The sequence below is a fragment of the Paenarthrobacter sp. AR 02 genome, assembly GCF_021538675.1.
In the GTDB taxonomy this organism is placed as follows: domain Bacteria; phylum Actinomycetota; class Actinomycetes; order Actinomycetales; family Micrococcaceae; genus Arthrobacter.
The window spans coordinates 238,822-252,350 of record NZ_JAJUKH010000001.1 but is presented as its reverse complement, the minus strand read 5'-3'; the positions used below and the strand labels follow the sequence as shown (position 1 = coordinate 252,350).

12 protein-coding genes and 2 tRNA genes are annotated in these 13,529 nt (G+C 64.1%); 9 read left to right on the top strand and 5 right to left on the bottom strand.

The window, feature by feature from the left end; translation table 11 throughout:
* Positions 1-5 precede the first annotated feature (5 nt).
* The 3 genes from LRQ04_RS01255 to LRQ04_RS01245 are packed head-to-tail and all read right to left on the bottom strand — an operon-like array spanning position 6 to position 3,456.
* Positions 6-1,532 (bottom strand): APC family permease, encoded by a 1,527-nt coding sequence (locus LRQ04_RS01255; protein WP_235517187.1) that lies wholly within the window; start codon positions 1,530-1,532, stop codon positions 6-8.
* Positions 1,529-2,734, bottom strand: a complete 1,206-nt coding sequence (locus tag LRQ04_RS01250; RefSeq protein WP_235517186.1) for a glutathionylspermidine synthase family protein — start codon at positions 2,732-2,734, stop codon at positions 1,529-1,531. The genes LRQ04_RS01255 and LRQ04_RS01250 overlap by 4 nt, the downstream gene beginning before the upstream one ends.
* 2 nt (positions 2,735-2,736) lie before the next feature.
* Positions 2,737-3,456 (bottom strand): Tat pathway signal protein, encoded by a 720-nt coding sequence (locus LRQ04_RS01245; protein ID WP_235517185.1) that lies wholly within the window; start codon positions 3,454-3,456, stop codon positions 2,737-2,739.
* 151 nt (positions 3,457-3,607) lie between these two features.
* Here LRQ04_RS01245 and LRQ04_RS01240 point away from each other — a divergent pair, with 151 nt between their 5' ends.
* The 4 genes from LRQ04_RS01240 to LRQ04_RS01225 all read left to right on the top strand — a co-directional run bounded on the left by LRQ04_RS01240 (position 3,608) and on the right by LRQ04_RS01225 (position 9,008).
* A complete protein-coding gene (locus LRQ04_RS01240) occupies positions 3,608-5,107 on the top strand; it encodes an ATP-binding protein (RefSeq protein WP_235517184.1) in 1,500 nt (499 codons plus the stop codon).
* A complete protein-coding gene (locus tag LRQ04_RS01235) occupies positions 5,104-5,778 on the top strand; it encodes a response regulator (RefSeq protein WP_235517183.1) in 675 nt (224 codons plus the stop codon). Before LRQ04_RS01240 ends, LRQ04_RS01235 begins: the two co-directional genes overlap by 4 nt.
* A gap of 30 nt (positions 5,779-5,808) precedes the next feature.
* Positions 5,809-6,462: an MOSC domain-containing protein gene (locus tag LRQ04_RS01230; RefSeq protein ID WP_235517182.1), complete on the top strand. Its 654-nt coding sequence runs from the start codon at positions 5,809-5,811 to the stop codon at positions 6,460-6,462.
* Between the two features lie 398 nt (positions 6,463-6,860).
* The gene (locus tag LRQ04_RS01225; protein WP_235517181.1) at positions 6,861-9,008 is read left to right on the top strand and encodes a DEAD/DEAH box helicase; all 2,148 of its coding nucleotides are present in this window, start codon (positions 6,861-6,863) and stop codon (positions 9,006-9,008) included.
* Positions 9,009-9,163: 155 nt separating this feature from the next.
* On the opposite strand, the gene LRQ04_RS01220 is transcribed toward LRQ04_RS01225, so the two are convergent.
* A complete protein-coding gene (locus LRQ04_RS01220; RefSeq protein WP_235517180.1) occupies positions 9,164-9,313 on the bottom strand; it encodes a hypothetical protein in 150 nt (49 codons plus the stop codon).
* Positions 9,314-9,322: 9 nt separating this feature from the next.
* Between LRQ04_RS01220 and LRQ04_RS01215 the strand changes: the two genes are divergently transcribed.
* The 5 genes from LRQ04_RS01215 to LRQ04_RS01195 all read left to right on the top strand — a co-directional run bounded on the left by LRQ04_RS01215 (position 9,323) and on the right by LRQ04_RS01195 (position 12,149).
* Positions 9,323-9,439, top strand: a complete 117-nt coding sequence (locus LRQ04_RS01215; protein WP_235517179.1) for a LysM peptidoglycan-binding domain-containing protein — start codon at positions 9,323-9,325, stop codon at positions 9,437-9,439.
* Between the two features lie 118 nt (positions 9,440-9,557).
* A tRNA-Thr gene (locus LRQ04_RS01210) sits at positions 9,558-9,629 on the top strand.
* Between the two features lie 61 nt (positions 9,630-9,690).
* Positions 9,691-9,764 (top strand) — tRNA-Met (locus LRQ04_RS01205).
* A 65-nt stretch (positions 9,765-9,829) separates the two neighbouring features.
* A complete protein-coding gene (locus LRQ04_RS01200) occupies positions 9,830-10,486 on the top strand; it encodes an NAD(P)-binding oxidoreductase (protein WP_235517178.1) in 657 nt (218 codons plus the stop codon).
* 94 nt (positions 10,487-10,580) lie between these two features.
* A complete protein-coding gene (locus tag LRQ04_RS01195; RefSeq protein WP_235517177.1) occupies positions 10,581-12,149 on the top strand; it encodes a Na+/H+ antiporter in 1,569 nt (522 codons plus the stop codon).
* Positions 12,150-12,162: 13 nt separating this feature from the next.
* On the opposite strand, the gene LRQ04_RS01190 is transcribed toward LRQ04_RS01195, so the two are convergent.
* Positions 12,163-13,374: an ROK family protein gene (locus LRQ04_RS01190; protein WP_235517176.1), complete on the bottom strand. Its 1,212-nt coding sequence runs from the start codon at positions 13,372-13,374 to the stop codon at positions 12,163-12,165.
* Positions 13,375-13,529 lie beyond the last annotated feature (155 nt).

Below are 13,529 nucleotides of genomic sequence, written 5' to 3'. Positions count from 1 at the left end.
GGCGGCTACTCGCCGCGGACGATCCCAGCCTCGGCACGTTCGCCCGTGAAATACCCACGGGTGGACGGCGCGAACCTGCACACAACGGCCAGCACCACGCCGAGGGCCAGGAGCAGGACGCCGCTGACGAACGCGCCACCGATGCCGAATATCTGGGTGTCGCCGTACGACGGATCCCACATCTGCACGGCCGAGATGAAGAACGCAGCAGTCAGGGACAGCGCGCCGAGCAACGGCAGGATGCCACGGAACCACAGGTTGCGGGCTGAGTCGCGCAGCGTGGAACGGAAGAACCAGACACAGGAGAACCCGGTCAAGGCGTAGTAGAACGCGATGAAAAGGCTGATGGCGCTGATGGAATCGGAGAGCAGGTTCTGGCTGAGGAAGCTCATGGCCACGTAATAGACAACGGCCACCGCGCCCATGACCTGCGTGGAGAATCCGGGCGTCTGGAAACGCTCGTGGATCTTGCCGAAACGCGGAGGGAGGGCTCCGTGAACACCCATGGACAGGGTTCCGCGGGCAGTCGGAAGGATGGTGGTCTGGGTGGAGGACAGGACGGAGGCCAGCACGGCAACAACGATCAACCAACCCCAGGGGCCCAGCACAACGTCCTTCATGGCCAGGAAGACGTCATCCTGGTTGGCTTCATTGCCCAGCCCGATGCCGTCCGTGCCGATGGTGGCGTACATCATGACCAGCAGCGCCACGGAAACGTAGATGGCCAGGAGGACGGTGGCTGAAATGACGGCGCCGCGGCCCGGGGTCTTCGCCGGATTCTCGGTTTCTTCGTTGAGCGCCAAGCACGTGTCCCAGCCCCAATAAATGAACAGCGCCAGGAGAGCCCCGTGCACCACGGCGCCTGGGTCCGCGAAGGCCCCCGTGGGGTTGAACCATTCGATGTCGAACGGCTGCCCCTCAGGCGCGCCGCCGGTGATCCTGAAAACGATGGCCACGGCGAAAATGCCCAAGGCAATGTACTGGATGTACGTCAGGGTGCGCTGGACGTGCTCGCCAAGCCGGATCCCGCGATGGTTTACGTACGTCATGAACACAATGAAAAGCACTCCCGTGGCCGTCACCAACCAGGTGTTGTCCGCCAGGGAACCGTCGCCGACCAGCAGCCAAAGATACTTGCCGGCGATTTGTGCCAGGTTGGCCAACACCACGATCCCGGCGAGGGCAACCCCCCAGCCACCAAGCCATCCAGCCCACGGACCAAAGGCCTTGCGGGCCCAGAAGAACGTGGTGCCGCAGTCGGGCATGGCGCTGTTGAGTTCCCGGAAGGCATAGGCAATGAACAGCACCGGGATGAAGCCGAGGACCAGGATCAGTGGAGTGTAGTTGCCGTTGACAGCCACAATGAGCCCCAGCGTCGCGGCCAGCGAATACACGGGCGCGGTGGAGGCCAGGCCCAGCATGACGGAGTCGCCCAGGTCCAGGATTCCGGCGCGGAGGCCTTTGGAAGGCACGACGGCGGAACGGTCGCCGCCCGCCGCGCCGCCACCCGGCGTCGTAATTTCAGTGCTCATAGGGCAGCTCCGTAGGCAGTAGCAGGGGGCGCCACAGGCGCCGGGGCATCGATGGTGTTGGGCACGAAGCGGCAGAAGTAGTCCGTAATGGGGCCGTCCGATTCGCGGATGCCGCAGCCCACGGATTCACCATCCACTACCCACAGGCCCAGGACCGGGTGGTTGCCGTCGAAGTCGGGGAGGGAGTGGTACTGCTGGAAGCACCAGCCTTCCCTGCCGTAACCGCCAGGCTGCTGTATGTCGATGCCGGGGGCGTGGATGCGGATGTTGTCGCCTTCACGTCCATGCAGCGGCTTGGCCACCCATTCCTTCAAAGGTCCGGGGTCACCGAGGTAGGCGGGCAGCAGGTTTTCGTGGTTCGGGTACAAATGCCACAGTGCTGCGAGCAGGGCTTTGTTGGACAGCAGCATCTTCCAGGCAGGCTCAACCCAGCGCGGGTTGTGGGCACGCTGCAGCAGCCTTTGCCCAAAAGGTTCCTTCATCATGAGTTCCCATGGGTACAGCTTGAACATGGTGCTGATCATGAAGTTGTCCAGGTCCACGAAGCGGTTGAGGTTCGGGTCCCAGCCGATATCGGACATGTTGATGCCGATGGTGGTCCACCCGCCCTGGCTCGCGACGTCCCGCATGTAGGCGGCCGTCATCCAGTCCTCGCCTGACTCCTCAGCCTCGGAGTGGGCCACGTGCAGGGTGCTCATGCCGGTGCGGAACTGCAGCTTCTTCCACTGCCGGATCAGGGCCTCATGGATGCCGTTCCACTGGTCCTTTTCCGGGAAGACGTCCTGAAGCCAGAACCACTGGGCCACCGAAGCTTCGATCAATCCTGTGGGGGTATCGGCGTTGTACTCCAGCATCTTCGCTGGACCGCCCTTGCCGCCATAGATGAAGTCGAAGCGGCCATAGATGTCCATGTCCGCAGCCAGCAGGGAGTCACTGGCAAGTTCCAGCGCCTGTGGCCCGATCCCGATGTCGCCCATGGCACCGGTAGCGAGGTATTTCGCCGCTTCCAAGCACATGATGTGCATGTCCTCGGCGGTCTTTTCCAGCGTTTCCACCTCGTCCATGGTGAATTCGTAGTACGCCGATTCGTTCCAGTATTCGATCTTGCGGCCATCGGGCATGGTGGTGGTGGAAAAAACCAAGCCCTGTTCTTCGATCTTCTTCTTCCAGTCCGGCCTCGGCACGGAGGGCAGTCGACGCATCCCTAGCCTCCCGAGCTTCCGCCGCTTTTGGAACTGCTGCCAAAGCCACCACGGCTGACTGTGCCGCCCTTGGTGCTGTACCCGGTGGAGGACTTGGCGCCGGACGGCACGTTCTTGGTGTAGCTCGGGTAGGCGGACCTGTTCTGACCGACGGCCGGAACACTGGCGCCCCTCGAGTAGAAGTACCAGGCGTAGACGCCCGAGCTGCGGCCCGCCGAGCTGCTGTTGTCGCACTGGTTGTCGTCAACGCGCTCGCCGGTTTCCTCGTTGAAGCAAACCTGGGCGTAGTCGGCTTCCTGCTCGTTGCTGGCCACGATCGCGGTAATGGTTCCGGCCAACAAGGCAGTCACGCCCAGGCCCACCACGACGGTGCGGCGCTGCGAGCGCTTCTTCTTCTTGGCTGCTTCCGCCGCGCCGCGTTCGCGTTCCTTGGCGAAAGGATCAATAACGGGCAGGGGCTGGCCGGGTTCAGGAGTTCCTGCCTGGTCCGGGGATGCCGCAGCGGGTACGGTGCGCTTCTTGCCTTTGCTGGCGGCGCGGGTCTTGCCTTGCTGTTCTTGGGCCGGTTCTTCAACGGGCGCGAACAGTTCGGGGTGGAGTTCGGGTTTGGGCACCTGCCAGGGCGGGGGCTTGGGCGGATTGTTGCCCGCTGCGAAATCGGGGTTGTTGTCCCCGCCGTTGCCGTTGGTGCCGGCAGCGTCAGGGTTGTCTTTTGGGCCCATGCGTATCCCCCTGGATAGACCGTGGAAGTGTCCGGCGCCACGCCGGACCAGAATGCTCAGAGCAAGCCTAGTACCTGTGCGCATCGCTGGCACCGGTGACAGTCCCACATGGGGACAACTGCCCACCAAGCAACCGTGTAAGGATGTAGCCATGGCGGCACCTGAGACACACGGCAACGGCGAGGACGGCGTACTGCTGCGGCTTCCATCGGTGCGGGGCATCGGCCAGGGTAGGGTCATCAGCGGGCTGGTCCTGGCACTATTGCTGCCTCCCGCCGTCGAACTTCTCGTCACGGTGCTGGGTTTCCGTAACTTTGCGATGATCATGCTCCTGCAACTGGCGGTTGCAGTGGCCGTGGCCGCGATCGGGGGCTTGTGGCCGGCTGTAGTGGCAGCTGTGCTGGGCAGCTTCCTGCTCAACTACTTCTCAGCGGACCCTGTGGGTTCGCTCTCCATCGCGGACCCCAGCACCCTGTTCACCGTGGTGGTCTTCCTTGCCGTGGCGTGTGGGGTAGGGCTTGCTGTGGGCCTGGCCACCCGGCGGGCGCAGGAAGCTGCGAGGTCGGGGGCGGAGGCCACGGCGCTCAGCGAGCTGGCCCTGCGGATCCTCAGCTCCGACGGCAGCCTGGAGTCGTTCCTTGAGAAGGTCCGTGGCAATCTGGGCATGGAGGCGGTGACACTGCTGGGGAGCCAGGGAATTACGGCGCAGGGTGCGGCACCGGAGTGGCGTGTCCTTGCCACTGCCGGCTCAGATGCACCGGTGACCCATGCCGCCGCAGACCATGCCGCCGTCGTCGATCCCCACTACACCCTGTTGCTGCGCGGCGGGCCGTTATCGCCGCAGCACCAGCGGATGCTTGCGGCCTTCGGCGCTTTTGTTGTTGCCGTGCGCGAGCGCCAGCAGCTGGTGCAGAGCCGGCGCGATAACGTGCGGTTGTCGGAGGGCAACAAAATGCGCACGTCTATCCTGCGCGCCGTGTCGCATGACCTGCGGACGCCGTTGGCCGGGATCAAGCTGGCGGTCAGCAGCCTGCGCCAGGACGACGTGGATTTTCCGCCGGATGTGGAGCGGGAATTGCTGGAGACCATTGAGGATTATGCGGACCGGCTGGACCACTTGGTGGACAACCTCCTGGACATGTCGCGCATCACTGCGGACGCCGTCAATCCGTTGCTGTCCGGTACTGCGTGGGCCGACGTGCTGCCGGAAGCCGGGCAAGGCATTCCCCGGGACCGTATCCGCAACGAACTGCCGCCCAACCTCCCACCGGTCCAGGCTGATACCGGCATGCTCGAACGCGTGGTGGCGAACATTGTGGAGAACGCTGTGAAGTATGCACCGGACTCGGACGTGGTGCTGAGGGCCTCGGCCGGTGCGGGGATCACCTTGGGGGAGCGGCCGGCCAGCGAGTTGCGGATTGTCGATCACGGGCAGGGGATAGGCCCACAGGAGGTCCTCACCATGTTCCAACCGTTCCAGCGGTTTGGAGATGCGCCCACACCGGGCCCTGCCGGTGGGATCGGGCTGGGGCTTGCGGTCGCCAAAGGATTCACCGAGGCCATGGGTGGAAGCCTCGCGGCGGAGCCGACGCCGGGTGGTGGACTGACGCTGGTGGTCACGCTGCCGCTGTGGACCGGGGAGCAGCTGTGACTTTGGTGCTGATCGTTGAGGACGAGGCGCGCATCGCACGCGCCATGCAGGTCACCCTCCAGGCCCACGGCTACCAGGCCCTGACCGTGGGAAACGGCGCCGATGCCTTGAATGCCGCGGCCAAGCAACCGGTCAAGATTGTGGTCCTGGACCTCGGCCTGCCTGACATGGACGGTGTGGAGGTCATTCGCCGTATCCGCGGCTGGAGCAACATGCCCATCATCGTGCTGTCCGCCCGGCACGCGTCCGAAGACAAGGTGGAAGCGCTCGACGCCGGTGCGGACGACTACGTGACCAAGCCTTTCGGTCTGGATGAGCTTCTTGCCCGGTTGCGCGTTGCCTCCCGCAGGGTAGTCACCGGAGAAGAAGAACCCACCCTGGCCACCGCCGACTTCGTAGTGGACCTGGCGGGCAAGAAGATCGTCCGGGATGGTGCGGACGTGCGGTTGACCCCCACCGAGTGGAACATTCTGGAGTTGCTGGTCCGCAACAAAGGGAAACTGGTGAGCCAACAACAGATCCTCACCCAGGTTTGGGGCCAGGCGTACGCCAAGGAAACCCAATACCTCAGGGTGTATATCGCCCAGCTCCGGCGGAAACTGGAGAGGGATCCTGCGGAGCCACGCCACCTCCACACGGAAGCGGGCATGGGCTACCGTTTCGATCCCTAGTTCGGTGTGGGCATCCGTACACTGTTGTCCATGAACACCGCTTCCCTCCTGGCCGTCTGCCGTGTCCACCAGTTGCTGCCCGATCCCGGCAACGTGGGCGTCACCGCCATTGACAAGCGTCCCGTTGAAGGGCCGGTCAAGGTACACAAACTCGGGCTCCATGGTGATGTGCAGGCGGACCGGGCCAACCACGGCGGAGAGGACCAGGCACTGTACGCCTATTCGCAGGAGGACGCTGACTACTGGTCGGCGGAGCTGGGACGGGAGCTCGCACCAGGTTTCTTCGGCGAGAACCTGCGCGTCACCGGAATCGAAACCACGGGCGCGGTGATCGGCGAACGCTGGAGGATCGGTCTGGACGTGGAACTGGAAGTGACCTCGCCTCGGGTTCCCTGCGCCACCTTCCAACGGGCAGTCGATGAGCCACAGTGGGTGAAGAGGTTCACGCAGGCCGGCAGGGTTGGCAACTACCTCAGGGTGATCCGGGCCGGCACCATCTCGGCAGGGGACCACATCCACCGCACGTTCGTTCCGAAGCACGGTGTCACCGTGGGCCAGTGGTTCAGTGAACCCACCCCGGAGCTCATCCAGGCCCTTTTGGATGCCGAGGCAGACGGGGAGATCCGGCTGCAGGACGAATATCACGCGAAGTTCGAAAAGGTCCTGCGCCGCAGCGGCCTCTGAAACCGGCTTTGCGGGCCTGCGTTCACTACCCGGCCGGGAGAATGTGAACAAGCTCACCGGACTTCGGGTCGCGGACCTTACGTCCTGTGCCCTACACTTGAAATATCCCCCACTCCGGAAATCCCTTTATCCTGCCCAATTCTTGAGGCAGGACTGGTAAGTGTTGGGGCCCGCAACTGTGTGCGGGCATTTTCATAGGGAGAGCCGGCTAAAGAAAACGCTGTACAGACTGCTGGGATAGCAGCCAAGAGATGCAGCGGGAAGTCCTGCCATGGGATTGCGATAGCGCCGGACTTCTTGCGAAAGCAGGGCACCTTTTTCCCTGTCTCTTCGCGACGAGTACTGCGGCCAGCCCAACCGGGTCGCGCCGATGCCCTATGGATGAGGAATTTCCCCTTATGACCGAAAATCTCAACGAAGACTTCGACGCCCAGAACACCGTCTCCGCAGAAGCCGAGACCACCGCTCCCGCCGAAGCCGAAGCACCGGCTGCTGCCGCTGCCCCCGTCGAGACCGCTGCAGCCGAGACTGCAGCCCCCGCCTCCACCGACGCTCCCGCCCCCAAGGCTGAGGACGACGAAGAAGGCGTCCGCTTTGCCGAGCTCGGCATCGATGGCCGCGTTCTGGCCGCACTCCAGGATGTTGGCTACGAAAAGCCGTCTCCCATCCAGGCCGCCACCATTCCGCTGCTCCTTGAGGGCCGCGACGTCGTGGGCCTGGCCCAGACCGGTACGGGCAAGACCGCAGCGTTCGCTGTTCCTGCCCTGTCCCGCCTGGCAGAGCTCCACGACCTCAACGGTCCCTCCCGCAAGACCCAGGCACTGGTCCTGGCTCCCACGCGTGAACTGGCCCTCCAGGTTGCCGAGGCATTCACCTCCTACGCCAAGCACATTGATGACTTCACGGTTCTCCCGGTATACGGTGGCTCGGCATACGGTCCGCAGCTTGCCGGCCTTCGCCGTGGCGCACAGGTTGTTGTCGGTACCCCCGGCCGCGTGATCGACCACATCGCCAAGGGTTCCCTGGACCTGTCCGAACTCCAGTACCTCGTGCTGGACGAAGCTGACGAGATGCTGCGCATGGGCTTCGCCGATGACGTGGAGCAGATCTTCCAGCAGACCCCCGAGGACCGCCAGGTTGCCCTGTTCTCTGCCACCATGCCGGGCCAGATCCGCCGCATGTCCAAGCAGTACCTGAACAACCCGGCTGAGATTTCGGTGAAGTCCAAGACCACCACCGGTGCCAACACCCGCCAGCGTTACCTGCAGGTCATGGGCCCGCACAAGCTGGACGCACTCACCCGCATCCTCGAAGTTGAAGAGTTCGACGGCGTTATTGCCTTCGTGCGCACCAAGATGGCTACCGAGGACCTCGCCGACAAGCTGAAGTCCCGCGGGTTCCAGGCTGCCGCCATCAACGGCGACATTCCGCAGCAGCAGCGTGAGCGCACTGTTGACGCGCTGAAAGAAGGCCGCATCGATATCCTCGTGGCCACCGACGTCGCGGCCCGTGGCCTTGACGTTGAGCGCATCAGCCACGTCATCAACTACGACATCCCCCACGACACCGAGTCGTACGTCCACCGCATTGGCCGCACCGGCCGTGCAGGCCGTTCGGGTGACGCCATTCTCTTCATGACGCCGCGTGAGAAGTACCTGCTGCGTTCCATCGAGAAGGCCACCCGCCAGCCGGTGGAGCAGATGCACCTGCCCACCGCCGAGACCGTGAACACGCTGCGCCTTGGCAAGTTCGCCGAGCGCATCACCGAGACCCTGGCGTCCGAGGATGTTGCAGCATTCCGCGACCTCATCTCCTCCTACGAGGAAGAGCACAACGTGCCGGCCTCGGAGATTGCCGCAGCCCTGGCCGTCATGGCCCAGGGTGGTCAGCCCCTCCTGGTCAAGGAACTGCCTGCAGCTCCTGAGTACCAGAAGCGTGAGCGCTCCAAGGACGGCTTCGGTTCCCGCGGCCCGACCCGTGCACTCACCGAGGGCAATGCAACCTACCGGATCGCCGTCGGACGCCGCCAGCGCGTCATGCCGGGGTCGATCGTGGGCGCCATTGCCAACGAGGGCGGCATTTCCTCCGCACAGATCGGTGGCATCGACATCCGCTCGGACCACTCCCTGGTGGAGCTCCCGGCAGACCTCAGCCCCGAGCAGCTGCGCGCACTGTCCCGCACCCGCATTGGTGGCGAACTGATCCACCTTGAGCTGGACAACGGCCGCAGGCCCAACAGCGAACGTGGCGGCTCCGGCGGTGGACGTGGTGGCTACGGCGACCGCGAAAACCGTGGTGGCGGCAACTTCAAGGGCAACGGCGGCTTCAAGAAGGACTTCCGCAAGAACGACGGCGAGCGTACCTCCGCTGACCGTGGCGGACGCTCCTACAGCGACCGTTCCGAGCGCACCGCAGGCAGCTTCGGCGACCGCGACCGCGGCCAGGCCAGCGGATCCCGCTTCGGTGGTCACGGCGACGGCGCACGCAAGCCCCGCAGTGGCGGCGAAGGCGGACACCGCGACTTCAACCGTAAGGGCAAGTGGTAAACACGGCCCGGTGGTAATCACCGCTTGGCGGTGACCACTCAGTAGTTCCCTCAGGGGGTCGGCTTTCGAGCTGGCCCCCTGTTGCGTTTAAGCACTGTCCCGGGATTGTTGGCCTGGCCCGCCCTTGTACGCCGGCTGTTTCGTACGAGACCGGGTTACGGTTCGCGGGCGAGCAGGCGGCCAGGCAGCCGGAGGCAGGCACCGACAGCGCCAGGCAGCCGCAGGAAGCCCAGGAGGGCGCCCCTGAGGGCTCCGCTGGGCTCTCCCCGGGTGCCGGCAGGGTCACCGAGGTGGTGGTTGAGCACGGGGACACCATGAGTGGGATTGCGGCCCAGTTTGGCGTGGACCTTGGCGCCCTGATTGCAAGCAACGCGGACACCGTGCCAAATCCCGATTTTCTCTACCCCGGCCAGGTGCTCCGCTTGCCCTGATCTTCTCCATTCGGAGATCAACTCCGGGGCACTTTTGCAAATTGTGTCGCGGCGGTTTTTCCGCGTCGTTTCGCCGATTTGTAGCTTCTGAAAACGTCCGGTAGAGTATTTACTCGTTGCCCCCCTAGCTCAGTGGTAGAGCGCGTTCTTGGTAAGAACGAGGTCACCGGATCGATTCCGGTGGGGGGCTCTGAATGAGGGCCTGTGTCAGGGCGGTTTTGACCGGCTTGACACAGGTTTTTCTCATTCGTGGCGGTGTAGCTCAGTTGGTTAGAGCGCACGACTCATAATCGTGAGGTCGGGAGATCGAGCCTCCCCACCGCTACAGGGCAAGACCCCGCAGAATTCACCTGCGGGGTCTTTTTTCGTTTCCTGGGACAGAATGGGTCCATGAGCCGAATCGCAATCATTGGCGGCCACGGCAAAGTGGCCCTGCATCTGTCCAAAATCCTCAGTGGCGAAGGTCACGATGTCACGTCCTTCATCCGAAATCCCGACCATGTGTCCGATGTCACGGAAACGGGAGCCTCTGCTGAGGTGCTGGATGTGGAGAACTCGACGACGGCGGAACTCGCCCAAGCGCTCGGCGGCCACGACGCCGTGGTCTGGTCGGCCGGAGCTGGAGGGGGCAACCCGGACAGGACTTATGCGGTGGACCGGGACGCCGCGATCCGCTCCATGGATGCTGCGGGGCAAGCCGGCGTTTCACGATATGTGATGGTCTCCTATCTTGGGGCCGCCAAGGACCACGGCGTGCCACCGGACAATCCTTTCTTCGCCTACGCGGAGGCCAAGGCTGCCGCCGACGATTACCTGCGGAGCACAGACCTGGACTGGACTGTCCTGGGTCCGGGCACGCTGACGAATGAGCCGGCCACGGGGTTGATCGAAACGGACCCCCGCAACACAGCAGACGGGACCCAAACGTCACGGGCGAACGTTGCGCTGGTGGCCGCTGCCGTCCTGGAACTACCGGGGACAGCCCACCGGACGATCCCCTTCAAAGACGGCACCGAAGACGTGGTGGACGCCCTGACCAAGGACTGACTGCTCCTGGCCGGGGGATGACCCGGGATATGTTGGTAGGGAACTTTTTCGGCAATGCCGGGAAGGGCCGTACAACATCTGGGGAAGCAGGGTTATGGATCAGTTGGCGCTCATTATCGGGCTGCTGCTTGCGACGGTGGTGGCTGTGGGCCTTGGCGACCGGCTGCGCCTTCCTTATCCGGTGCTGATGCTGCTGCTCGCTGTAGCACTGACGTTCATTCCGGGCTTTCCCGAGTTTGAGATCTCGCCGGACCTGATCCTGCCGATCTTCCTCCCGCCACTGCTGTTCGCCACGGCGCAGAAGAGTTCCTGGGCAGTCTTCCGCGTGCGCTGGCGGACACTGCTGCTCATGGCCGTGGCCCTGGTAGTGGTGTCCACTGCCACGGTAGCCGGCGCCGCGTGGCTGATGATTCCCGGCATCGGCATACCGGCGGCCATTGCGCTGGGGGCCATGGTGGCGCCCCCGGACCCTGTAGCCGTGGAATCCGTAGCAGGACGCGTCCATATGCCGCGGCGGCTCATCACCGTCCTCCAAAGTGAAGGCCTGTTCAACGATGCCGCGGCCATCGTGATCTTCCAGGCCGCCGTGGCGGCAACGGTCTCAGGCAGTGACGTGGGACCGAACGTGATACTCCAGTTCGTGGTGGGCGCGGCTTTGGCCATCCTCATCGGCATCGCGATGGGCTGGGTGACCAAGGTCATCACCAAGCTGGTTACCTCCATGGTGGCCAGAAGCGCTGTCACCCTTGTGGTGCCTTTCGCCGCGTACATCCTCGCGGAAGAGCTGCACGCCTCAGGCGTGGTGGCCGTCGTCGTAACCGCCTTGGAACTGCAACGCCATACGCGACCCCAGGACGCTGCCGAACGGATCACCCGGACGGCTTTCTGGGACGTGGTGGAACTGCTCGCCACGGGGTTGGCCTTCGGCCTGGTGGGCCTCGAAATCCGTCACGTCATCCGGGACGAGGGGACGGCCATTTTCGGGATGATCGGCATGGCCGTGGTGATCTGCGTCCTGGTCTTCGTGGTGCGCTTCCTCTGGCTGGGCCTGCTCTCCCTGACAGCCCGACGGCGGCGTAACCTCCTGCCGACGTCCCCCAAGGAGGTGCTGATCCTGACGTGGTGCGGTATGCGTGGGCTGGCAACGCTGGCCTTGGCGCTGGCGCTTCCCATGACTTTGCCCGACGGCAGCGATTTCCCGGCCCGGCACGAGATCCTGGTCATTGCGTGCGCCGTCCTCCTGGCCACTTTGGTCCTCCCCGGTTTGACGTTGCCGTGGCTGATGCGGGTCCTGAAGGCCACCGAGGATGGCTCGCACGAACAGGACGCAGCGCGGGTCCTGGCACGGCGTGCCCAGTCGGCGGCCGTTGCGGCGCTGAAGGAACACGACCTCATGAAGGAATTGCCTGCTGAGAAGGTGGCCTTGGTCAAGGAGAAGATGCGCCGGCTTCACGCCGAGCTGCTGGATGGCACGTTGCAGAACGAGACCACGGCCGAGAAACGCAAACGCGGGCGGGAACTGTCAATCGCCGTTCAGACGATCGCGCTGGACGCCGCCCGACAGGAAGTGGTCTCAGCACGCAACGAGCCCGGGACCGACCCGGAGGTGGCTGACAGGGTGCTGCGGCAATTGGACCTCCGGACCATGTCGATGCCCGACTAAGTCCCGGGCAAGCCTAGGCTCTGTTCAACGACGCAGGGGAGAGGTCCAGGGCATTCTCTTCCACGTAGTCCAGTGCGTGACGAACCGCTCCGAGAGACACGATGCCATCGCCCAGGGTGGAGCTGGCAAGTCGTGGGGGAGTGAAGGTGAACTCCGGCAACTGCTGTTCGATGGCGGGAATCAGGGCGTTGGCGGACGCTGCGACACCGCCCGCGATCACTACCAGTTCAGGATTCACCAGGGTGCTGATCGAGCCGATGACCCGGGCCATTCGATGTGCCAAACGGTCCAGGGCGCTTTGCGCGGCCGGGTCGCCGTCGGCTGCCGCTGCAAAGACCATCTCAGCGGTCAGGGCTGATGGGTCACCTCCACACAGGCCGCCGAGCGCCGAGGCAGCGTCGTTTTTGAGGGCTTCGCGGCCCCACAAGGCAGCGTAGTGGGCAATTCCGTAGGTGTCGCCGACGCCGTCGACGTTGTCGAGGTAGCCGAGCTCGCCGAAGCCGCCCAGTTGGCCGTGGAGCAGGCGTCCTGACTCGAGGATGCCCGAGCCCAGGCGGTCACCGGCCAGCATGACCACCAGGTTGTCCACTCCCTGGGCTGTTCCCTGCCACCGTTCGGCCAGGGCCGCAGGGTTGGCGTCGTTTTCGAGTAGCACATGCCAGCCATGCCGTTCGGAAACTATTCGGCGCACATCGAACGAGCGCCAGAATTCCTGGACCGTGGGCACTTCGCCTTGGCGGTTGACGGGGGCAGCTACGCCGACGGATACGGCGAGGACGGAGTTGGCCGTGATGCCGGCCTTGTGCATGGCATCTGCAGCGATGCGGTCCAGGACGTCGGCCCGTTCATCGGCGGCCACGTTGTCGGTCCGGAAGGGCATGGTGACCTGGGACAGGGGGGTGCCGGCCATGTCCGCCGCGATGGTGGTGATCTTGGTGGCACCGATGTCTATGCCCAGGACGTGGGCCGCACTGTTGTCGAAGACGAAGCGGCGGGCCGGGCGGCCCTTCACGTAATCTCCGGCCACCCGTTGATTTTCCAGTTCCTGGAGCCATCCCAGCCGGACCAGTTCATCGCAGATCGAGATGACGGTGGCACGCGACAGTTCGGTGGAGGCCATCAGTTCGGTGCCTGTAACGACTCCCGCGCCGCGCATTGCCTTGAGCATTGCGCTGGCGTTAACCCGGCGGACCAGCTGCGTTGACGGTGCGGTACCGGTCAGCATGCTGCTTCCTCACTTTCCCGACCGCCTGCAGGAACTGAGACAGCGGCCTCTCTAAATTTAGTTCATAAATTTAGATCCCGACACATTTCGCCGAAAGTCTTGACGGTGTGGCGGCCGTCACCCAAGCTTAGCGATAGGTTGTAAATTTATCTCCT

Excerpts from the sequence above, each read along its gene's own strand:
- LRQ04_RS01255 (WP_235517187.1), bottom strand. The coding sequence starts at position 1,532 with ATGAGCACTGAAATTACGACGCCGGGTGGCGGCGCGGCGGGCGGCGAC.
- LRQ04_RS01250 (WP_235517186.1), bottom strand. The coding sequence starts at position 2,734 with ATGCGTCGACTGCCCTCCGTGCCGAGGCCGGACTGGAAGAAGAAGATC.
- LRQ04_RS01245 (WP_235517185.1), bottom strand. The coding sequence starts at position 3,456 with ATGGGCCCAAAAGACAACCCTGACGCTGCCGGCACCAACGGCAACGGC.
- LRQ04_RS01240 (WP_235517184.1), top strand. The coding sequence starts at position 3,608 with ATGGCGGCACCTGAGACACACGGCAACGGCGAGGACGGCGTACTGCTG.
- LRQ04_RS01230 (WP_235517182.1), top strand. The coding sequence starts at position 5,809 with ATGAACACCGCTTCCCTCCTGGCCGTCTGCCGTGTCCACCAGTTGCTG.
- LRQ04_RS01225 (WP_235517181.1), top strand. The coding sequence starts at position 6,861 with ATGACCGAAAATCTCAACGAAGACTTCGACGCCCAGAACACCGTCTCC.
- LRQ04_RS01215 (WP_235517179.1), top strand. The coding sequence starts at position 9,323 with ATGAGTGGGATTGCGGCCCAGTTTGGCGTGGACCTTGGCGCCCTGATT.
- LRQ04_RS01200 (WP_235517178.1), top strand. The coding sequence starts at position 9,830 with ATGAGCCGAATCGCAATCATTGGCGGCCACGGCAAAGTGGCCCTGCAT.
- LRQ04_RS01195 (WP_235517177.1), top strand. The coding sequence starts at position 10,581 with ATGGATCAGTTGGCGCTCATTATCGGGCTGCTGCTTGCGACGGTGGTG.
- LRQ04_RS01190 (WP_235517176.1), bottom strand. The coding sequence starts at position 13,374 with ATGCTGACCGGTACCGCACCGTCAACGCAGCTGGTCCGCCGGGTTAAC.